Consider the following 18307-nt stretch of genomic DNA (forward strand, 5'->3'; position numbering starts at 1 on the left):
AACCACCTCGCTACCAAGCGCCTCGCGCTGGGTTAAAAAATGCGGGAATTTAACATCAGCTTAGCTAAAGAACTTTTCCCAGCCTAATAGCCCCCAGGTAACGCCCGCCATGATCAGCGACAGCATTACCGCCGCCGAACCAATATCCTTGGCACGCCCTGAAAGCTCATGATGCTCAGAACCAATGCGGTCGACCACGTTTTCTATCGCACTATTGAGCAGCTCTACTATCAGCACAAAAAACAGACTACTCACCAGCATCAGCCAACTGACAGGGCCCTCCCCGATCCACCAAGCAAGCGGCAGCATCACCGCCGTAACGCCTACTTCCTGACGAAAAGCCGCCTCGTTTCTAAACGCCGCTTTCAAGCCTTTCCATGAATAGCGCGTGGAGTGCACTAAATGCGTTAAGCCGGTATGCCCAGGTTTCATTCACATTGCCTCAACTTGTCAGCGTAGAGTTGCTTCAGTTTGCTAATATCATCGCATCGAGATCCTGCGACAACGGGTCCAACACCCCAGACCAGCTTAAATAGGGCGTACCGCTACCCCCATTGACCATGACGCTAAACACCCCCCAGCGGCCTTGCGCGGTGCGGAAATAGCCCGCCGCGGCGCGTACTGAAAACGGCTGGTTCAGCGTGCCGGTTTTTAACATGACATTGTTTTGAAACGTGGAAGATCCCCGCCGGGTAAAACGCATCACGCCATTGGCAGGCGACTGGAAGGCCGCCACAAAACTCGGGAACAGCGCGCTTTGATGAAACATGTTTTCCAGCATCACGTTAACACCTCGAGCAGAGGTGCGGTTTTCAGTGGTGAGGCCACTACCGCTGTAGAGCGTTATCGGGCCGTGGCCGGGTAGGCTTTGGGCGTAGGCCTCAATGGCCTGACCCGCTTGGCGTAGCTGCGCCTGGGGCGTCTCAACCAGATTCAACGCCAGCACATCGGCCATGTAGTTATTGGAGTAGTTCATGATGCGCAGCAATAACTCCTGCAGCGGCTGGCTATCCACCGCCGCCAGGCGCTGGGCGTTGCTGGGCGGCCGAGACGAGCTGACGCGCCACGGTTCGCGCACCTGAATGCCTGCTTGGTTGAGCATGCCCATCAAGACCTGCGCGGTTGTCTCGGCGGCATCGCCCGCACCGCGATACACATCACGGGCGCTGGCATTGGTGGAAATTTGCCCGGTTAAGCGCATCACATCGCCGCGCGCATCGGTGATGCGCTCAGCGCCGAGCTTTGTGCCGCTGTTAGCAGGGCGAGTCGCCACTTGGTTATCAATGGTAATTGTCGACGCCTGACTATCGCAAAGCCCTACCTGAGCAGGCGCCCCGGCTGTGCTGGCAGGCGCGACATTGACACACCAGCTACCAAAATTAACCCCTGCCGAGGAGAGCGGCGCGCTGTAGGCATTGGCAACCCGCGATAGCGCATCGCAGCGGTCGGTAGTGATGCAGTCCACCGGGCCAAAGCGCCATTGGCTTATCACCAACGCGCCGTCAACTTCACGCACCCCCGCCAGATGCAAACGCTGCACCAGTCGCCACAGGTTCTCAGTGGTCAGGCCCGGGTCACCGCCCCCCTCAAACACCAGGTCGCCGCGCAGCACGCCGTTATCGATACCGGCTGTGCTGACTAGCTGGCTGGTAAAACGGTGCTGGGGGCCAAAACGATCCAGTGCTGCCGCCGCTAAATACGCTTTTGTGACGGAGGCGGGCGACAGTTGGCGCTCCGGGGTAATGCTGCCTAATAGCGCATTGGCACCCGAATCCGCATCCAAAAGGCGCGCCTCGGCGCTAATCGCAAAGCCTTGGTCCTGCAGCTGGCTTAACCGACTAAAATCGGCCCACAGCGGGGAGCTGGCACACAGCGCCGCCGTGGCAACCCCGGCGGCCAGCGACCAGCGTCGCGCGCGCCTCACCATCAAACGCCCGGAAGCCAAACCATTCGCCAAACGAGAAGCGCGAAACAGAAGTGGGTAAAAACTCATTACGTTAACGTACCTCAATGCACATTCATTTTAGAAAACACTTGCAGCATCACCACGCCCGCCACTATTAAGCTAATACCGATAACCGCAGGCAAATCAGGTTTTTCGCCAAACACAAAAATGCCCACCAAGGTCACCAGCACAATGCCTAAACCCGCCCAAATCGCATAGGCGACACCCACCGGCAAAGTACGCAGTACCAAGCTGAGCAGGTAAAAGGCCAATCCATAGCCAACCACGACCACCACGCTGGGCAGCGGTCGGGTAAACCCCAGGGAGGCTTTTAACGCGCTCGTGGCGATCACTTCAGCCACAATCGCAAGCACCAAAAACACAAACGTCATGTCCTCTCCAAATCAACGCATAAACGCCACAGCGGTTGGCCACTTTGCGCATACTTAGCCTCAAAGGGAGTCAAATAGTCGCCCTTAGGCGTAAACTCGCCCACCTTTGGCTGCTTGCCGGTCACCTGCGCCACCGCCAAGGCAAACTCTGCGACGTATATTGACCAGTTGGAGCGCAGCTCAAGACGCCCCCCGAGGGCCAACAGTGTGGGTAAAACAGCATGCCCATGCCAGCGCATTTTTAGGTGGCCCACCTTGGGGTAAGGGTTTGGATAAAGCAGGTAATGATACGCGGGCGCCCAGCCAGCCTGATAAGCCAAGCGCCAAAAGTCGATAAGATCAGCTCTTACCAGCAGCGCATTGCCCGGCAGCTCGCCGTGGTCACGCCCCAAGCGATCCTCACTGCGATCAACGCCAATCACCGCATGTGCCGGGAACTGCATCGCCAGTTGGCGCGTCGAAAGCCCTACCCCGCAGCCTGAATCAAGTATCAGCGGTGCCTGGCGGGCTTGGTACCACTGCGCCGCCAGCGCAAAGTTATGCTGGGTGTGCTCGGCAATCGGCTTGCGCAGCGGATGCATTAGGGCGCGATTCACCCGGCGAGCCAAATCCTGATGCGGACCCGGCTGATTCGAAATCACTGGTCGAGAATTATGCTGCATGCCATCTCTCGGCTTAAAACGCTGATTCTATCAGTACCGAGCGCTTGCAGCATGACGCCGTTGCACGGCCGGTGCTATGATCATGCTTGAAGAACCGATTAGTGTACTCATTAAGCGCATGGTGGCGGGCGAAATATGCCCATTCACCATGCCAATAATTGTTATCACCACCACCGCACCACGAGGAACCCGGCTTGTCACACTTACCGGTGATTGTCGGCATGGGCGGCATCAATCCCGCTGGCAGAACCTCTGGCCATCAGGCCTTCCGCCGCACCGTGCTTGATACCCTTCCTGCTGACCAGCAACGCCAGACACTGGAAAGCTTAGCGGCGCTGATGCGCCTTGCTGAGCATTCAGAAAACGGCTGGCACGACCGCTCAGGCCAGCCAATAGACGCCCCAGCCGAGTCGCTGCGCGAACAGGTTCTTAACCATACCCTGATCCGCCGCAATGAAGACCCGCGTTTTCTCGACCCTGGCTTACCGTCTAACCGCCAGGCCAGCATACAGTTAGCCGAGCCGTTACGCTTTACGCTGCGCCGCCGCCAACTGCCCGAGAACTTACCGGTTGGTTGGCAGGTGCGCGATATAGACGCCCACGAGGTCGAGGTGAGCGTGCCTGCGGGGGTGCTTGAGGTACTGCTCCCCGACGCCCAACAGCCCAAGGTGCGCGCGGCGGCTCAGTTGCCCAGCGGCTTTGACCCCGCGAGCCTCTACCGCAGCATCCACCACCCCCGCGGGCTATCGTTGGCGGTGTTTGGTGCCAGCGACTGCTTAGGTGCCAGCGGGCTCTCCTGGGAGACGCTGCGCCAACAGCTGAACCCGGATCATATAGCCGTCTACGCCGGTAATTCTATCGGCCAGCTGGACGAGCAGGGCTGGGGCGGCTTATTGAAAAGCCTGGTGAGTGGCCAGCGCGCTACCTCCAAGCAAATGCCGCTAGGCTATGGTCAGATGCCTGCCGACTTTTTAAATGCCTATGTGCTGGGCAGCGTCGGCGGCACCGGCGCGGCCCAGGGCGCCTGCGCCAGTTTTCTTTACAACCTGCGCTTGGGCATTGACGACATTCGCGCCGGGCGCCGCCGCGTGGTGATGGTGGGCACCGCAGACGCCCCGATCACCCCGGAGATTATCGAGGGTTTCCGGGCCATGGGGGCGCTTGCCGACGACGCGGGCCTGAAAGCCCTGGATGCGCTTGAACTGCTCACCGATAGCGACTATCAGCGCGCCTGTCGTCCCTTTGCACGCAACTGTGGCTTTACCATGGCAGAAGCCAGCCAGTTTGTACTGTTGATGGACGACGCCCTAGCCATGGAGGTCGGCGCGGACATTCTCGGCGCGGTGCCGGATGTCTTCGTCAACGCCGACGGTTACAAGCGCTCGATCTCGGCGCCGGGGATTGGCAACTACATTACCCTGGGCAAAGCGGCCGCGCTGGTGCGCGATATGCTCGGTGAAAAAGCCTTGAAAGAGCGCAGCTTTTTGCACGCTCACGGTACCAGTACGCCCAAAAACCGCATTACCGAATCCCACGTGTTTGATGAAATCGCCCGCGCCAACGGCATCACTGACTGGCCCGTGGTAGCGGTCAAAGCCTTTATTGGCCATTCACAAGGCACCGCAGCGGGTGACCAATTGGCAAGCGCGCTGGGTAGTTTCGCCCACGGCCTGCTACCCGGGATCCCCACCCTGGATGCGGTAGCTGGCGATGTTTACGCCGAACGCCTGCGCCTCTCGCAAGCGGCGCAAACCTTTCACGCGGACGCGACTTTCCTGAATGCCAAAGGCTTTGGCGGTAACAACGCCACTGGGGTGGTACTTTCGCCGGCGGTCACCGAACGCCTGCTGATCCAGCGCCATGGCACGGCGGCGGTGAGCGCCTGGAAAGGGCGCCGTGAAGCTACCAGAGAAGCGGCAGCCGCCTTCATTGCTCAGGCCGACAAAGGCCACTACGCACCTCGTTATCAGTTTGGCGAGGCAGTACTCGAAGGCCCAGAACTCGACATCCATGCCGACCGGATTCATATTCCTGGTTACCACCACGCTGTCTCGCTAACCAGCGATAATCCGTTTGGCCGTCTGGACGAGGAGATGTAATGAACAGCGTCAAAATGAATATCGCCGTTTACCCGGGCACCTTCGACCCGATTACCAACGGTCATTTCGATCTGATTGAGCGCGGCGCGCGGATGTTCGACAAGGTGGTGATCGCGGTGGCGGCAAGCCCTGGCAAAAGCCCCAGCCTTGACCTGGATACGCGCATCGCTTTGGCGAAAACGGCCTGCGCGTCGCTGCCCAACGTTGAAGTGATCGGTTTTTCCACCCTGCTTACCACCATGATGCATGAACAGGGGGCAACGATTATTCTGCGTGGACTGCGTGCAGTGTCCGATTTTGAGTACGAGCTGCAGTTAGCCAATATGAACCGGGCGCAGAACCCAGAGCTGGAAAGCGTCTTCTTAACGCCGGCGGTGGAAAATTCCTATATTTCCTCGACCATGGTGCGCGAAATCGCCAAGCTCGGCGGCGATGTTTCCCCGATGGTGCATCCACAGGTCGCCGAAGCGCTGCGTAACCACTACACTGGCTAGCCAATGCCATTGTTGAGTAAAATACTCGGGTATTGCATTACAATAGCCCGAGTGTGAATGCCCTCTGCGAGGTATGCCCATGGCCCTGATGATTACCGACGAGTGCATTAACTGCGACGTCTGCGAGCCCGAATGCCCCAATGATGCGATCTCCCCCGGCGAGGAGATCTACGTCATCGATCCTAACCTATGCACCGAGTGCGTCGGCCACTTTGACGAGCCCCAGTGCCAACAGGTTTGCCCGGTGGACTGCATCCCGCTTGACCCGGAACGCCACGAAAGCCAAGAACAGCTGATGAAGAAGTACCGCATCATCACTGCCGCCTAAGCCTAATGCGAATTTGGGCCTTAGCCTGGCCAATCATCCTTTCCAATATCACCGTCCCGCTGCTCGGGTTGGTGGATACTGCCGTGGTCGGCCACCTGCCCGATTCGCGCTATTTAGCTGGCGTTACCCTGGGAGCCACCCTGTTTAGCTTCCTGTACTGGGGCTTTGGCTTCTTGCGGATGGGTACCACGGGGCTAGTCGCCCAGGCCATGGGCCGCGACAGCGACACTGATGTACGCAACCTGCTGGGGCAATCGCTGATCATGGCGCTGGTGATTGGCAGCCTGCTGATTGTGTTTGCCTCGCCACTCATTACCTTGGGCTTGTGGCTGTTAGATGGCAGCGAAATCGCCACTCACCTAGCCCACGAATACGCCCATATCCGCCTCTGGTCTGCACCCGCCGTACTTGCCAACTACGCCATTCTGGGCTGGTTTTTAGGCCAGCAGAATTCTCGCGTCACGCTAATGATTCTGCTGTTTACCAACAGCGTCAATATCGTGCTGGACTTATGGTTTGTGGTCGGGCTAGACATGACCAGTAACGGCGTTGCCTGGGCCAGCGTGATCGCCGACTACAGCGCGCTGGTGTTTGGCAGCTACTTGGTACTGCGCCAGTTAGCAACGTTAGAGGGCCACTTTTTGCGCGAGCGTCTGCTGGCGACAGCGGCCTACACCGCCCTGTTTAACGTTAACGCCAACCTGTTTGTGCGCACCCTCGGCCTGCTGTTTGCCATGGCGTTCTTCACCGCCCAAGGTGCCCGCCAGGGCGACACAGTACTCGCCGCTAACGCCGTATTGCTGCAATTCATCATGTTGACCAGCTACGCCCTGGATGGCTTCGCCCATGCCGCGGAGTCGTTGATAGGACGTGCTTATGGACGCCAGGACTGGCGAGAATTTGCCGCTACGGTGCGCGCCGCCGCGCACTTTTCTTTCTGGACCGCGGGCGCCGCTGCGCTGTTATTTGCGTTAGGCGGCAATGCGCTGATTGCGCTGCTCACCGGCCTTGAAGAAGTCCGCGCAACGGCAGCGCAGTATTTGCCGTGGATGGTGGTCATGCCGCTGATCGCGGTATGGAGCTACCTGCTTGATGGGGTATTTATTGGCACTACCGCCGTGCGTGAAATGCGTAACAGTATCTTTATCGGCCTCGCTGTCTACCTGCCCGCATGGTGGCTTGCCCAGGGGCTTGGCAATCATGGGCTGTGGCTGGCGTTTACGCTGTTTATGCTGGTTCGCTCGGCGGTACTGATCAACTATTACCGTCTTAACTACTATCGCCTTCACTACCATCACCGCTACCGTTAAAACCCTGACGCTACAACCGGCGCTATTATCGTCATCTGCTAATATAAAACCTAGAAGGCAGCTTCAAGGTGAAAATTTCCACACTCCCCCGTATATTAGCCATACCATTGAAGTTCTGTAGGCACTTGCATAGCCACTAATAATTAATAACGAGAGGGCATTCCATGCTTAAAATGATCTCAAAACCAGCGGTCAAGCTGGTGGAGCGCTATCTACCCGACCCGTATATTTTCGTTCTCCTGCTGACGTTAATTGCCTCGGTCGCCGCCATCGCTATTGAGCGCCAGTCACCGCTGGCGGTGCTGCGCTTCTGGGGCGATGGCTTCTGGGGCTTGTTGACGTTTTCAATGCAGATGCTATTGGTGCTGGTGACCGGCTTTATGCTGGCAAGCTCGCCGCCGGTAAAGCGCATATTGCAAAAAATCGCCAGTACCGCTAAAACGCCCGGCGGCGCTATCATCCTCGTCACGCTGGTTTCCTTGGCCGCCAGCTGGATTAACTGGGGCTTTGGTCTGGTGGTCGGTGCGCTGTTTGCCAAAGAACTGGCCCGGCTGATCCGCGTTGACTACCGGCTACTGGTCGCCAGCGCCTACTCCGGCTTTGTGGTGTGGCACGGCGGCTTGGCGGGCTCAATACCACTGACCATCGCCACCGAAGGCCACTTTTCCGCCGACCAGATTGGCATAATCGGCACTGGCTCAACGATTTTCGCCTTTTTTAACCTCGCTATCGTCGTCTGCCTGTTTATTTCCATCCCGTTGGTCAACCGCATGATGCTGCCGGATGAGAAAGATAGCGTCTACGTCGACCCTAAAGTGCTCGACGACGCCCCCGAGTCGGCCGGGCGCATTTCCCGCCCGGCTGAGCGCCTTGAAAACAGCGTGTCCCTCGCCCTGCTCGTTGGGGTGCCCGGCCTGCTTTTCTTGCTCGATCACTTTTTGCTACGCGGCGGCGGCTTGAACCTCAACGTGGTTAACTTTATGTTTCTGTTCCTGGCCATTGTGCTGCACCGCACGCCGCGTAATTTGCTCAACAGCCTGAACGAAGCGATTAAAGGCGGCGCGGGGATCGTCATTCAGTTTCCATTTTATGCCGGCATTATGGCGATCATGGTTCAGTCTGGGCTGGCAGAAAGCCTGTCCGAGTCATTGGTCTCCTTTGCCACCGCAGACACACTGCCGTTCTGGTCGTTTATCAGTGCAGGGATTGTGAATCTCTTTGTGCCTTCCGGCGGTGGCCAGTGGGCCGTGCAGGCACCGGTGATGCTACCCGCCGCTGAGGCGCTGGGTGCCGATATTTCCCGTATCGCCATGGCGGTTGCCTGGGGCGATGCCTGGACTAACCTGCTGCAGCCTTTTTGGGCGTTACCGGTACTCGCCATTGCCGGGCTGAAGGCGAAAGACATTATGGGCTTTTGCCTCATTCAACTGTTTATTACCGGCATTATCATCTCAATCGGTCTGACGTGGTTCTAATCCCATTAGGCGCAGGTCGCCCACCCGGCTCTGGGTGGGCTTGTTAAGCACAAGGAGCAAACTATGTCAGAAACTGGAATCGGCGCAAACACGGCCTTCCCAGGGCAACACGAACTTTCGATGACCGTGCTGATGACGCCCGACATGGCCAATTTCAGCGGCAAAGTGCACGGTGGTGCCATTCTTAAAAAACTTGATGAAGTCGCCTTTGCCTGTGCCAGTCGCTATTCAGGCCACTATGTGGTGACATTATCAGTGGATCAGGTGCTGTTTAAACAGCCGATTCATGTCGGTGAACTGGTGACCTTTTTAGCCTGCGTCAACCACGTCGGCCACTCGTCAATGGAGATTGGCATCAAGGTCGTCGCTGAAGATATTCGCAATAAGCTGATACGCCACACCAATAGCTGTTACCTCACCATGGTCGCCGTGGACACTGACGGCAAACCCGCCAGCGTACCGCCACTCACCTTGGCAACCCCCTTGCAAAAACTACGCTTTGAAAAGGCGGCGCTGCGTAAAAAGTTACGCAAACAAGCGGAAAGAGAAGAACTGATCACCCAGCAACAGCATCAGTCTCAAGCCCAATCGCCGACCTAGCATCACCCATCACAAGGAGTTCGCATGCCTGCCAGGGAACGCTACCCGCACCTGCCGAAAGCGGTTGAATATACCCATATCGGCTGGGACTTTTTCATTCTGGCGGCAGTGGTCATTAACCTCGGCCTGCTACTGTTTGACTCCTTGTTCCTACTGGAACCAATTAATCAGGGCATCGACAACCTCGCCCCAGGGTTTCACGCCTTTTACGATGAGACGATTCATCGTCGCTTTATCACTATCGATTTAATGTTTGTGGGCATTTTTATCGCCGACGTATTGCTGGGCTGGTCAATCGCCATTGCAGAGCGGCGCTATCACCGCTGGTTCTTTTACCCGTTCGTGCACTGGTATGACGTGCTGGGTTGTATTCCATTGTCGGGCTTTCGCCTGTTGCGTATTTTACGCGTGGTGTCGCTACTCAATCGCCTACAGCGACTCGGCCTTATTGATGTGACGCACTGGCGTATCTATCAATTTGTGGCCAAGTACTATGACATCCTGCTCGAAGAGCTCTCCGACCGCATCGCACTCAGACTGTTAGGCAATGTACAGGAGCAGATCCGCGCTAGCGACTCGCTCACCGAGCGGGTCATCGACCGTGTGATTATGCCGCGCAAGGCACAGCTGATTCATGAAATAGCCCAACGTTTGGAAAATACCGTCGGCAAGGCCTACCAGCACAACCGTCAAGCCATCATGGCGGCGATCAGCGACTTAGTCAGCCGCACACTGCGCGAAAGCCCTGAGATTCAGCGCTTTAACCGCCTGCCCATGGGGCAACAGGCCACCAGTGCAATGGAAGCATCACTCAGCGGCGTTGCCCAGCGGCTAGTCGATGAACTGGTGCTCGGGATTCACTCTGAGGAGTTCAAGCAGCTGGTCGAGCGCACCGCCGACAGCGGGTTCGATACCTGGCTGACCGTTGACGAAGGCAGCAACCGGGTCACCGAGCAGGTGCTCTACGACATCCTCGAAATGCTCAAAGAGCAAGTTAGCCACCAGGGTTGGAAAGACCGTTATGAATAATCAATGGGTGGTAATCCTGGGTCCGGCGGCGCTCTATATGATGTCGATGACGCTTACCCCTGGGCCGAACAACGTTATGCTCACCGCCTCTGGCGCTAACTTTGGTTTTCGGCGCACGCTACCACACATGTGGGGAATTTTAGGCGGCTGCTTTTTACTCTTTGCGGGCATAGCGCTGGGCTTGGGCGTTTTGTTTGAACGCTACCCGGCGATTCAAACCGCGTTGCGCTGGGTAGGCAGCGCGTATCTGCTCTATTTGGCATGGAAAATTGCCAGCGCCCCGCCACCCAACCTTAACGCCCAAGCCCATAGCGTACCGTTTACGTTCTGGCAGGCAGCGGCGTTTCAGTTCGCCAATCCTAAAGCGTGGGTGATGGGGCTGGCGTTGATGGCGGGCTTTCTGCCCGAAAGCGGCCCGCCGATAGTCAACGCGCTAGTGCTGGCGGGCTTTGCTGAACTCGTGGGGCTACCGTGCATCGCTTTGTGGGCTGCCTTTGGCAGTGCAATTGGGCAGTGGATCAAAAGCGACGGCGCATGGCGGGCATTCAATATCACCATGGGGGTATTGACCGCCGCCTGCGTCGTACTCATTTTAAGATGACAAATCGCTAGCCGCAGCGTAGGTCTTCAATCATATCTTGATCATCAAGATGCACATTCAAACGATCCGGGCGGTGATCCATCGTGGCGGCTTCACCAGGGCGCAGCACACGCACTTGGCGGGCACCGCTATCGCTTTGCAGCTGCGACAGCTTGGCTTCATCGAAGGGTTCACCGATAGCGGATTGGATAGCGTCTAGATCACAGCTGGCAGCCTGCTCTTCACCAGGACCGTTTGGCGCTACCGTTGGCGGCGGTGGCGCTGCGTCTACGTCGTCGCCAGCGGGTGACATCGGCATTTGGGAGCTAACGCATGCTGTTAGCAGCATTGCACAAGTGCCAACTGCAGCGAGCTTAGCCAGAGTAATACGGGGTTTCATCCGTGAATCTCCAAATTGCAGGTTATAAAATACAGGTGCTACTCATCACCGGGCCGGGCATTTGCCCGGCCCGGTGATGAACATTATCGTGCTAATGCAGCTTAACTGGCTGCCTCTTGGACGGCTTCACCGCCCTCTTGTACATCCTGGCCAGCGCCAGCGATGGTGTTGCAACCAGTTAGAACACCCGCCGTCATCAGCAGCATAAAACTCATGGCCAATAATTTTTTCATTTCCGTTCTCCTTAACGAGTCGTTCAACATCGGGAAACTCCACTGGCAACGTAATTTACCACTTGGGAGTTTTTTCAGGGTAACAGCGTTTCCAGCATTGCGCTTGCTTTCCCTACGCTACTTTGCAGCTGCTATGCTGAGAAAGCCCTGACAACTACCTACTCAGCCGTTTGGAGGCGATTAATTGAACAATATAGTGCTAGATGAACGCCTTGCCGCCGATACATTTCCCGTGGCCGACCTGCCGCTTTGCCGCGTGCTGGTGATGAACGACGCGCGCTATCCCTGGGTTATTTTGGTACCGCGCCACGCCTCGATTAGCGAAGTCTTTGAGCTCTCAATGAGTGACCAGCAGCAACTTTGGCGTGAAGCCACCCAGCTGGGTGAAGCGATGAGCAGCGCACTGAGTGGGGACAAACTGAATATTGCGGCGCTGGGCAATGTGGTCAGCCAGTTACATGTGCATGTCGTCGTACGCCGACACAGCGATGCGACCTGGCCTGCCCCCGTTTGGGGCAATGGGTCACCCAAACCCTACGATGTGACTGGCCAAACAGCGATGCGTGATCAGTTGCTAGCGCTTATCAATGGGCTTGGGCTTGATGTCTAAACAAATCGCTACCCAGTCAGTGGATGACTTTGCCGTTCAGGTGGCTCGTTAAGAAGCGGCCCGCTCGCCGGCTGAGCAACGCCGGCGATACTTAGCGAAATGCCCAGCGTTACAATCATCGCGCCGCCGAACAAGGCCACCCAGCCGGTGGCTTTTTGCACGCTACGCAGGCTATATTGCTGTTTAACTAAGCGCCGCTGTGCCCAGCCACGGGCTAAAATGCTCGCCAGTGCGAGTGCTGACACAGTGATCCCAGTGCCGATCGACATGGCCACTACCGATGCCACGCCCACCGCAAACTGACCCAGCAAGCTGGCCGCCCCTACCATCAGCACGGCACCGCTGCAGGGACGCATACCAATGGCGCCGACCGTCATGACCGCCGTTCGCCAATCTATCGCCTGATGCGGCTCAATATGGTGGGCACCGCCGCAACAGTGGCTGTGGTCATGGCCGTGGCTATGGTCATGACTGTGGCTAGGGGCCACCGCTGGCTGATAGGCACGAGGCTGATAGGCACGACGCAGTTGCCTGACAGCTCGCCAACACAACCACGCCCCGAGTGCCGCCACCAGCAGAAAACTGGCCTGTTCAACCCAAGCAACGCTACCCATGGCTTGGCGAGTTACCCAGCCCAGGCCATATACCAACACCACAACCAGCGCAATGGCGGTCACGCCTTGCAGCAAAGAGGCGGCGAACGAGAGCCCTAGGGCGCGTTTGACAGCACCACCGTGGGTAGCCAAATAGGTCGCCAGCACGGCCTTACCATGCCCCGGCCCGGCGGCATGGAACACCCCATAAGCGAAGCTAAGGCCCAGCAGGCTCACCCACGTTGCCATGGTGGGGGTGCGTGACAATTCGCTAATCGCCAGCGTCAGCGAACGGTGTAAATCGCGCTGCCAGCCAAGCAGTTGATAGCTCACGCCCTGCAGCCCACCTTGCCAAACGATCATCACCACAATGGCGCTTAGCAGCAGCAAAGCCAGCATTACACCGGCGTGTCGTGTGAAGGGCCGCGTTAAGGACATCGTACCGCTCCCAATAGAAAAAGTGACAAGCAAAAGACGTTATAAAGTAACACGAAAGCAACTTAACACAGCACTACCTGGCCGCGAACAGCCGCTAGCGACAATCAATGCGACCGGTTTCAGCAAAATAACGGCCCAAACCAGGTTCGCCACTTTCGTCTTTATCCAGCAGTGCGGCCTGCATCACCAATTCAGGGTCAGGGTCGGCAGGCAGAATCGCCAGCTCACAATCAGGCTCACCGTGAAGTACAAGCGCATTATCCCGCGGCTGACCGCCATCTTCTTCGTGCACGACTTCCAGGTAATACGTGGGGTCAAATACTTGATAAGTCAGTGTAGCGTTGGCCAGTGGTTGCGGAGTTTCAAGCGGCAAAATAAACATAAAGGTTAGCCGTCCGTCACGCTCCATGGCGGTGTACTCACTCACTTCACCCAACGCTTGGGGCTCATTATTGATACGCACTTCGGTCATATAATGCTGCCTAGCTAGGTTATCGCGTATCTCTTTGCCCAACTGATCAAGCCCCTGCTCAAGGTTGGCGTTTTCCACCTGCTGTAGCTCTTCAAAGACCAACAGGCTATAGAACGGGTCCATACGCCAAGTTTGATGTAAGCCGTTCACTACACCATTGTCATCGGTTAATACCCGTACACTAAGGTCGATCCAACCGTGGGGGTGGGCGCTTGCCTGAGGGCTCAGCAGTGCGCCCACCAGCAGCGCTATAAACGCACTGAGACCCGTTCTTTTCATGGTGCAACTCCCAACTTAACCTGCAAGTCGACAAGCCAAGGATCTAGCAAATAGGGCGGCAATGGCTGATTGCCGCGCAGCGCAGACACGCGCACGCGGCTACGACTGCCTTCTTCACTCACCTGAAGCTGCAGCCGATATTCGGGCCACCGGGCCAGAGACGCCTCAGCACGGCCCAGTGACAGGTCCGCATGGCGGACCACATAGCCTTGTTCGATCATCAGTTCAACGGCCTCACGAAACGTCTCTTCTGCGGGGGTGGGGTACACCAGCTCACGGGGTTCCGGTGGCGGCGTTGACGCACAGCCCACCAACCCGCCGAGCAGGCTTAGCAGCAACCAATGACGTATTTTCATAGTGGACTACTCCTAAGCACCGGGGCGCTCTGTTCAAAGCGGGCCTGGAAGCGCTGGCAGAAGTCATCGTTGCTGGCGCTGTACGATTCGCGTTGATCACCCCAGTGGTCGAAGCGGCGAATATCGCGCGATATGCGCACGTGCGCATCGTTGACCAGCAGCGACACCCGTTCCACCTCCACCGGTTGTTCACCTACCCCACCAGCAAAGCCAATCCCGCCGAAGCCAATGCCGATACCCGAGCCGCCTCGGCCCAGGCCCAGCCCGCCAAATACCCGCATTCCGTGCCCATAGCTATCATCATACCGGTCATAGTAGCCGTGTAGCGGGCGCTCGCGACTGGCGCTGATCAAGCCTAATGTGGTATCGGTGGCGTCTAGGGTAAATCCCCATTCGGTTAACACATCAACGCTGGTTTCTAGCGCTGCCTCCGCTGTCGTGGGAAAGTAACAAGAGGCGGCAGGCGCTGGCTCCGCTTGCGGCAGGCGATCAGGCATTACTTGGCAGCCAGCAAGCGCCAGCAGGCAGGTTAAACTGATGGGTATCGACTTCATGTTAGGTCCTCTAACGGTCGCGGCCGCTGGTTTAGCGCTGGCTAGGCTCGCCATAATGGCTGTATGTGATGACAATTTTTTGCGGAGATCGTGCCTATGAACGTGCTGCTTTGCCCCGATAGTTTCAAAGATGCGCTGAGTGCTCAAGCGGCGGCTTCCGCCATGGCCCGGGGCGTGCAGCGCGCCGCGCCTGAGGCACAGGTACACCTCTGCCCGTTGGCTGACGGCGGTGAAGGCAGCTTAGACGCATTAATCGCCGCCACCGGCGCCGAGCGGCGCCAGCTGAACGTGCAAGATGCCCTTGGTCGTCCTCGCCAAGCGGCCTGGGGCTGGCTTAGCGACCAGCGTACCGCGTTTATTGAACTGGCAGAAGCCAGTGGCTTGCAACACCTCTCGGCCGATGAGCGAAGCCCCCTGCACACGTCGACGTTTGGGGTCGGCGAGCTGCTGCGCGCGGCGCTCGACCAAGGGGCTGAAAAAGCGCTTCTGTTGCTGGGCGGCAGCGCCACTAACGATGGCGGTGCCGGCATGCTACAGGCGCTGGGCGCCCAGCTGCTTGATCAACACGACCAGCCGCTAGCCCGCGGCGGTAGTGCCCTATGCCGACTGACCCGTTTATCACTTGATAGCCTGGATCCGCGCCTTGCGGGTTTGCGCGTTGAAGCCGCCGTTGACGTCGATAACCCACTGCTGGGTGAACGCGGGGCCACCGCGGTGTTTGGTCCGCAAAAAGGTGCCTCACCGGAAGAGGTTGAACTGCTTGACCGCGCGCTTGGCCACTTCGCTGACGTGAGTGCTCGTGTCTTAGGCGCTGATCACCGAACGCTGCCGGGCGCCGGAGCGGCGGGCGGCATGGGGTTTGCGGCGCGGGCTTTTTTAAACGCCAGCTTAAAACCGGGTATCGAGATGATTATGCAGCAGGCCAATATGGCCACGTGGCTGGACAAGGCTGACTTGGTGATTACCGGTGAAGGTCGTTTGGATGGCCAAAGCCTGGCGGGCAAAACCCCGATTGGCGTTGCCCGTGCGGCCCAACGCCGCCATAAGCCCGTTATTGTGCTGGCCGGTAGCTTAGGTGACGGCTGGCAAGCCTGCTTTGACGAAGGCGTCACGGCTGCGTTTGCCCTTGCCGATGGCCCCATGACATTAGCAGCAGCGTTACCCCGCACCGCCGAGCTACTCGAAGCGCGTTGCGAAAGCCTGCTGCGGCTGTGGGGGCAAAGGCCTTGAAAAACGCCTTTGCCGCCAGCATTAATTATTAATAGCCGATAGATGACGACAAACACATAACAAGCTGGTAATACCATGAGGCTATGATGGCAATGCAAAAAGTTGTTTTGCACTGCATTAACATCCTCCTATGCTAAAACATGCATTAACCCGCCGCGCTGCGGCATCGATAGGGAGCAAGACATGAGCGATACTAATAGCATTGGTTTACATGAAGGTAGCGCGACCCAACTCGCCGAAAAGCTTAACCACCTGTTGGCCAACTACCAAATTTTTTACATGAACGTACGCGGTTATCACTGGAACGTACGCGGCAACGATTTTTTTGAACTGCACGCCAAGTTTGAAGAGTTCTACACGGATCTACTCGCCAAAGTTGACGAAGTGGCTGAACGTATTTTGACCCTTGGTCACAAGCCAGTACACGCCTACAGCGACTATGTAACGCTGTCGCGCATCCAGGAAGATAAAGATGTTCACGATGGCACCACCTGTGTCAAAGGCGTGCTGAAAGGTTACCAAACAATTATCGAGCTACAGCGCGAACTGCTGGCGATCGCCTCAGACGCCGACGATGAAGGCACCGCGGCTCAGGCGGGTGACTATATCCGCGAGCAGGAAAAAACCATCTGGATGCTCAACGCCTATTTAAGCAAATAACTGCCTTAAGCCAATCAGCGTCGACTTATGCTGTAAAAACGGCACCCGCTTTGGGTGCCGTTTTTTATGCGCTTATCGATTGAAGGTGTGGATTAACGCTGCGTAGCAAGATCCTCGATCAACGCCCGCAGCATCGACCAGAACTCTTCAACCGAGGCTAGCTCCACCCGCTCGTCTGGCGAGTGGGCACCGCGAATCAGCGGACCAAAGGAGATCATGTCCAGGTGCGGGTACTTACTGCCTAAAATACCGCATTCGAGACCGGCATGAATCACCTTGACGTCGGGCTCATGGCCCAGCAGCGCGGCGTGGCGAGCCTTAAAGGTCGCCAGCAGCGCACTGTCGGGATTTGGCGCCCAGCCGGGATAGCTGTTTTCGACTTTCACCCGCGCACCAATCAAGCCAAACAAGGCTTGAAAACGGTCTGCCATGGCCTCCACCGCACTGTCGTGGAGTGAGCGCACTAGCGCGCAAAGATGCAAGCGCCCCTTTTCAAGGCTTAACACGCCGAGGTTATTAGAGGTTTCCACCACCCCCGGCACATCAGCGCTCATCCGCTCCACACCACAGGGGGCAGCGTGTAACGCCGCCACCAACATAGCGCTGGCATCAAGCCTTAACGGCTCGGTTTCGGGTACCTCCGTAAGGCGTTGGGCGGCAATCTTCAGGCCGCTATCACCGCTGCCTAGCTCGTTTAACAGGCGCGTTTCCAGCGCCACGATGGTCGTCAGCGCCGCGTCAACCTCGTCAGCTGGCAGCGCCACTTGGGCGAAGGCCTCACGTGGAATCGCATTACGCAAGGTGCCGCCGTGGTAACTGATCAAGCGTGCATCAAACGCCTCCAGGGAACGTAACACCCGCACCAATAAGCGGTTAGCGTTGCCGCGCGGCTGGTGGATATCCATGCCTGAGTGGCCGCCTTTCAGGCCGGTCAGGGCAATGTCAATCACCTGTTCGTGGTCATTAACGGCGCTACTGGGAAGCTGCGCGTCGACTTCTACATCGGCACCGCCCGCGCAGCCAATATACACCTCGCCACGATCCTCGCTATCCAGGTTGAGCAGCAGCGAGCCCTCTAACCAGTCGTCAGCCAAATTCAGCGCGCCGCCCATGGACGTTTCTTCCTCCAGGGTGAACAACGCCTCCAGCGGTCCGTGTCGCAGGTCGGGGTCTTCTAACACGGCGAGAATAGCCGCCACGCCCAGGCCGTTATCCGCGCCCAGGGTGGTGCCATCGGCGTGTAGCCAGCCGTCGGCGACATAGGTGCTGATCGGGTCACGGGTAAAATCGTGCGCGTGACCGCTATTGGCCTGAGCGACCATATCCAGGTGGCCCTGGAGTATCACCCCGGGGGCTGCTTCGCAGCCGGGAGTGGCCGGTTTACGCAGGCGTAAATTACCAAAGGCGTCACGGTCGTGGGTAAAGCCCTGGGCATCGGCCCAGGCCTCAAGCGCGGCAACCAATGCCGCTTCATGACCCGACGGGCGCGGTGTATTACACAGCGTACGGAAATGTCGCCAAACCAAGCTTGGCGTCAGCGCTTCAAGATGTGCGTTCATGGTGACTGA

22 protein-coding genes are annotated in these 18307 nt (G+C 57.6%); 11 read left to right on the forward strand and 11 right to left on the reverse strand.

Features of this window, described 5'->3' with window-relative positions; translation table 11 throughout:
* Positions 1 to 60 precede the first annotated feature (60 nt).
* The 4 genes from HVA01_RS11895 to trmB all read right to left on the reverse strand — a co-directional run bounded on the left by HVA01_RS11895 (position 61) and on the right by trmB (position 2999).
* Complete coding sequence (locus HVA01_RS11895; RefSeq protein ID WP_146875632.1) at positions 61 to 432, reverse strand: diacylglycerol kinase; 372 nt, start codon at positions 430 to 432, stop codon at positions 61 to 63.
* Between the two features lie 34 nt (positions 433 to 466).
* Positions 467 to 1927, reverse strand: coding sequence for a D-alanyl-D-alanine carboxypeptidase/D-alanyl-D-alanine endopeptidase (dacB, locus tag HVA01_RS11900; RefSeq protein ID WP_146875684.1), 1461 nt, complete (start codon positions 1925 to 1927; stop codon positions 467 to 469).
* An 80-nt stretch (positions 1928 to 2007) separates the two neighbouring features.
* Positions 2008 to 2337: a DMT family transporter gene (locus HVA01_RS11905; RefSeq protein WP_146875633.1), complete on the reverse strand. Its 330-nt coding sequence runs from the start codon at positions 2335 to 2337 to the stop codon at positions 2008 to 2010.
* Positions 2334 to 2999 (reverse strand): tRNA (guanine(46)-N(7))-methyltransferase TrmB, encoded by a 666-nt coding sequence (trmB, locus tag HVA01_RS11910; protein WP_146875634.1) that lies wholly within the window; start codon positions 2997 to 2999, stop codon positions 2334 to 2336. Before trmB ends, HVA01_RS11905 begins: the two co-directional genes overlap by 4 nt.
* A gap of 221 nt (positions 3000 to 3220) precedes the next feature.
* Here trmB and HVA01_RS11915 point away from each other — a divergent pair, with 221 nt between their 5' ends.
* From HVA01_RS11915 to HVA01_RS11950, 8 genes are all read left to right on the forward strand, one after another.
* Positions 3221 to 5098 (forward strand): beta-ketoacyl synthase, encoded by a 1878-nt coding sequence (locus HVA01_RS11915; RefSeq protein ID WP_146875685.1) that lies wholly within the window; start codon positions 3221 to 3223, stop codon positions 5096 to 5098.
* On the forward strand, positions 5098 to 5592 hold the full coding sequence (coaD, locus tag HVA01_RS11920) for a pantetheine-phosphate adenylyltransferase (RefSeq protein WP_146875635.1): 495 nt from the start codon (positions 5098 to 5100) through the stop codon (positions 5590 to 5592). Before HVA01_RS11915 ends, coaD begins: the two co-directional genes overlap by 1 nt.
* A 79-nt stretch (positions 5593 to 5671) precedes the next feature.
* Entirely contained in the window at positions 5672 to 5920 is a 249-nt protein-coding gene (locus tag HVA01_RS11925; RefSeq protein ID WP_146875636.1) for a YfhL family 4Fe-4S dicluster ferredoxin, read from the forward strand.
* 5 nt (positions 5921 to 5925) lie between these two features.
* Positions 5926 to 7230, forward strand: coding sequence for an MATE family efflux transporter (locus tag HVA01_RS11930; protein WP_146875637.1), 1305 nt, complete (start codon positions 5926 to 5928; stop codon positions 7228 to 7230).
* Positions 7231 to 7394: 164 nt separating this feature from the next.
* The gene (locus tag HVA01_RS11935) at positions 7395 to 8705 is read left to right on the forward strand and encodes a short-chain fatty acid transporter (RefSeq protein ID WP_146875638.1); all 1311 of its coding nucleotides are present in this window, start codon (positions 7395 to 7397) and stop codon (positions 8703 to 8705) included.
* Positions 8706 to 8768: 63 nt separating this feature from the next.
* Positions 8769 to 9305 carry an acyl-CoA thioesterase gene (locus tag HVA01_RS11940; protein ID WP_146875639.1) on the forward strand — a complete coding sequence of 179 codons (537 nt, stop codon included), beginning with the start codon at positions 8769 to 8771 and terminating at the stop codon, positions 9303 to 9305.
* A 24-nt stretch (positions 9306 to 9329) separates the two neighbouring features.
* Positions 9330 to 10334 carry an ion transporter gene (locus HVA01_RS11945; RefSeq protein ID WP_146875640.1) on the forward strand — a complete coding sequence of 335 codons (1005 nt, stop codon included), beginning with the start codon at positions 9330 to 9332 and terminating at the stop codon, positions 10332 to 10334.
* Positions 10327 to 10935, forward strand: a complete 609-nt coding sequence (locus tag HVA01_RS11950) for a LysE family translocator (RefSeq protein WP_146875641.1) — start codon at positions 10327 to 10329, stop codon at positions 10933 to 10935. Before HVA01_RS11945 ends, HVA01_RS11950 begins: the two co-directional genes overlap by 8 nt.
* 7 nt (positions 10936 to 10942) lie before the next feature.
* Here HVA01_RS11950 and HVA01_RS11955 read toward each other — a convergent pair whose 3' ends face one another.
* Positions 10943 to 11233, reverse strand: a complete 291-nt coding sequence (locus HVA01_RS11955) for an I78 family peptidase inhibitor (protein WP_246129595.1) — start codon at positions 11231 to 11233, stop codon at positions 10943 to 10945.
* Between the two features lie 182 nt (positions 11234 to 11415).
* Complete coding sequence (locus tag HVA01_RS11960) at positions 11416 to 11547, reverse strand: entericidin A/B family lipoprotein (protein ID WP_146875643.1); 132 nt, start codon at positions 11545 to 11547, stop codon at positions 11416 to 11418.
* Positions 11548 to 11731: 184 nt separating this feature from the next.
* Here HVA01_RS11960 and HVA01_RS11965 point away from each other — a divergent pair, with 184 nt between their 5' ends.
* On the forward strand, positions 11732 to 12157 hold the full coding sequence (locus tag HVA01_RS11965; protein WP_146875644.1) for an HIT domain-containing protein: 426 nt from the start codon (positions 11732 to 11734) through the stop codon (positions 12155 to 12157).
* Between the two features lie 8 nt (positions 12158 to 12165).
* Here the strand turns inward: HVA01_RS11965 and HVA01_RS11970 are convergent, their stop codons facing one another.
* From HVA01_RS11970 to HVA01_RS11985, 4 genes are all read right to left on the reverse strand, one after another.
* Positions 12166 to 13188 carry a nickel/cobalt transporter gene (locus HVA01_RS11970; RefSeq protein ID WP_146875645.1) on the reverse strand — a complete coding sequence of 341 codons (1023 nt, stop codon included), beginning with the start codon at positions 13186 to 13188 and terminating at the stop codon, positions 12166 to 12168.
* Between the two features lie 94 nt (positions 13189 to 13282).
* Positions 13283 to 13939 (reverse strand): DUF1007 family protein, encoded by a 657-nt coding sequence (locus HVA01_RS11975; protein ID WP_146875646.1) that lies wholly within the window; start codon positions 13937 to 13939, stop codon positions 13283 to 13285.
* A complete protein-coding gene (locus HVA01_RS11980; protein WP_146875647.1) occupies positions 13936 to 14295 on the reverse strand; it encodes a hypothetical protein in 360 nt (119 codons plus the stop codon). The genes HVA01_RS11975 and HVA01_RS11980 overlap by 4 nt, the downstream gene beginning before the upstream one ends.
* Positions 14292 to 14849: a hypothetical protein gene (locus HVA01_RS11985; RefSeq protein ID WP_146875648.1), complete on the reverse strand. Its 558-nt coding sequence runs from the start codon at positions 14847 to 14849 to the stop codon at positions 14292 to 14294. Before HVA01_RS11985 ends, HVA01_RS11980 begins: the two co-directional genes overlap by 4 nt.
* A gap of 96 nt (positions 14850 to 14945) precedes the next feature.
* On the opposite strand from HVA01_RS11985, the gene HVA01_RS11990 reads away from it, so the two are divergent.
* Entirely contained in the window at positions 14946 to 16079 is a 1134-nt protein-coding gene (locus HVA01_RS11990; RefSeq protein WP_146875649.1) for a glycerate kinase, read from the forward strand.
* Between the two features lie 183 nt (positions 16080 to 16262).
* Entirely contained in the window at positions 16263 to 16739 is a 477-nt protein-coding gene (locus HVA01_RS11995; protein ID WP_146875650.1) for a Dps family protein, read from the forward strand.
* A 92-nt stretch (positions 16740 to 16831) separates the two neighbouring features.
* Here the strand turns inward: HVA01_RS11995 and HVA01_RS12000 are convergent, their stop codons facing one another.
* A complete protein-coding gene (locus tag HVA01_RS12000) occupies positions 16832 to 18298 on the reverse strand; it encodes an aminoacyl-histidine dipeptidase (protein ID WP_146875651.1) in 1467 nt (488 codons plus the stop codon).
* Positions 18299 to 18307 lie beyond the last annotated feature (9 nt).

Source organism: Halovibrio variabilis (assembly GCF_007991175.1).
Lineage (GTDB): Bacteria > Pseudomonadota > Gammaproteobacteria > Pseudomonadales > Halomonadaceae > Vreelandella > Vreelandella variabilis.

What these genes read in the sequence shown, in the direction of transcription:
- HVA01_RS11895 (WP_146875632.1), bottom strand. Translation starts at nt 432, where the DNA reads ATGAAACCTGGGCATACCGGCTTAACGCATTTAGTGCACTCCACGCGC.
- dacB (WP_146875684.1), bottom strand. Translation starts at nt 1,927, where the DNA reads ATGGTGAGGCGCGCGCGACGCTGGTCGCTGGCCGCCGGGGTTGCCACG.
- HVA01_RS11905 (WP_146875633.1), bottom strand. Translation starts at nt 2,337, where the DNA reads ATGACGTTTGTGTTTTTGGTGCTTGCGATTGTGGCTGAAGTGATCGCC.
- trmB (WP_146875634.1), bottom strand. Translation starts at nt 2,999, where the DNA reads ATGCAGCATAATTCTCGACCAGTGATTTCGAATCAGCCGGGTCCGCAT.
- HVA01_RS11915 (WP_146875685.1), top strand. Translation starts at nt 3,221, where the DNA reads ATGGGCGGCATCAATCCCGCTGGCAGAACCTCTGGCCATCAGGCCTTC.
- coaD (WP_146875635.1), top strand. Translation starts at nt 5,098, where the DNA reads ATGAACAGCGTCAAAATGAATATCGCCGTTTACCCGGGCACCTTCGAC.
- HVA01_RS11925 (WP_146875636.1), top strand. Translation starts at nt 5,672, where the DNA reads ATGGCCCTGATGATTACCGACGAGTGCATTAACTGCGACGTCTGCGAG.
- HVA01_RS11930 (WP_146875637.1), top strand. Translation starts at nt 5,926, where the DNA reads ATGCGAATTTGGGCCTTAGCCTGGCCAATCATCCTTTCCAATATCACC.
- HVA01_RS11935 (WP_146875638.1), top strand. Translation starts at nt 7,395, where the DNA reads ATGCTTAAAATGATCTCAAAACCAGCGGTCAAGCTGGTGGAGCGCTAT.
- HVA01_RS11940 (WP_146875639.1), top strand. Translation starts at nt 8,769, where the DNA reads ATGTCAGAAACTGGAATCGGCGCAAACACGGCCTTCCCAGGGCAACAC.
- HVA01_RS11945 (WP_146875640.1), top strand. Translation starts at nt 9,330, where the DNA reads ATGCCTGCCAGGGAACGCTACCCGCACCTGCCGAAAGCGGTTGAATAT.
- HVA01_RS11950 (WP_146875641.1), top strand. Translation starts at nt 10,327, where the DNA reads ATGAATAATCAATGGGTGGTAATCCTGGGTCCGGCGGCGCTCTATATG.
- HVA01_RS11955 (WP_246129595.1), bottom strand. Translation starts at nt 11,233, where the DNA reads ATGCCGATGTCACCCGCTGGCGACGACGTAGACGCAGCGCCACCGCCG.
- HVA01_RS11960 (WP_146875643.1), bottom strand. Translation starts at nt 11,547, where the DNA reads ATGAAAAAATTATTGGCCATGAGTTTTATGCTGCTGATGACGGCGGGT.
- HVA01_RS11970 (WP_146875645.1), bottom strand. Translation starts at nt 13,188, where the DNA reads ATGTCCTTAACGCGGCCCTTCACACGACACGCCGGTGTAATGCTGGCT.
- HVA01_RS11975 (WP_146875646.1), bottom strand. Translation starts at nt 13,939, where the DNA reads ATGAAAAGAACGGGTCTCAGTGCGTTTATAGCGCTGCTGGTGGGCGCA.
- HVA01_RS11980 (WP_146875647.1), bottom strand. Translation starts at nt 14,295, where the DNA reads ATGAAAATACGTCATTGGTTGCTGCTAAGCCTGCTCGGCGGGTTGGTG.
- HVA01_RS11985 (WP_146875648.1), bottom strand. Translation starts at nt 14,849, where the DNA reads ATGAAGTCGATACCCATCAGTTTAACCTGCCTGCTGGCGCTTGCTGGC.
- HVA01_RS11990 (WP_146875649.1), top strand. Translation starts at nt 14,946, where the DNA reads ATGAACGTGCTGCTTTGCCCCGATAGTTTCAAAGATGCGCTGAGTGCT.
- HVA01_RS11995 (WP_146875650.1), top strand. Translation starts at nt 16,263, where the DNA reads ATGAGCGATACTAATAGCATTGGTTTACATGAAGGTAGCGCGACCCAA.
- HVA01_RS12000 (WP_146875651.1), bottom strand. Translation starts at nt 18,298, where the DNA reads ATGAACGCACATCTTGAAGCGCTGACGCCAAGCTTGGTTTGGCGACAT.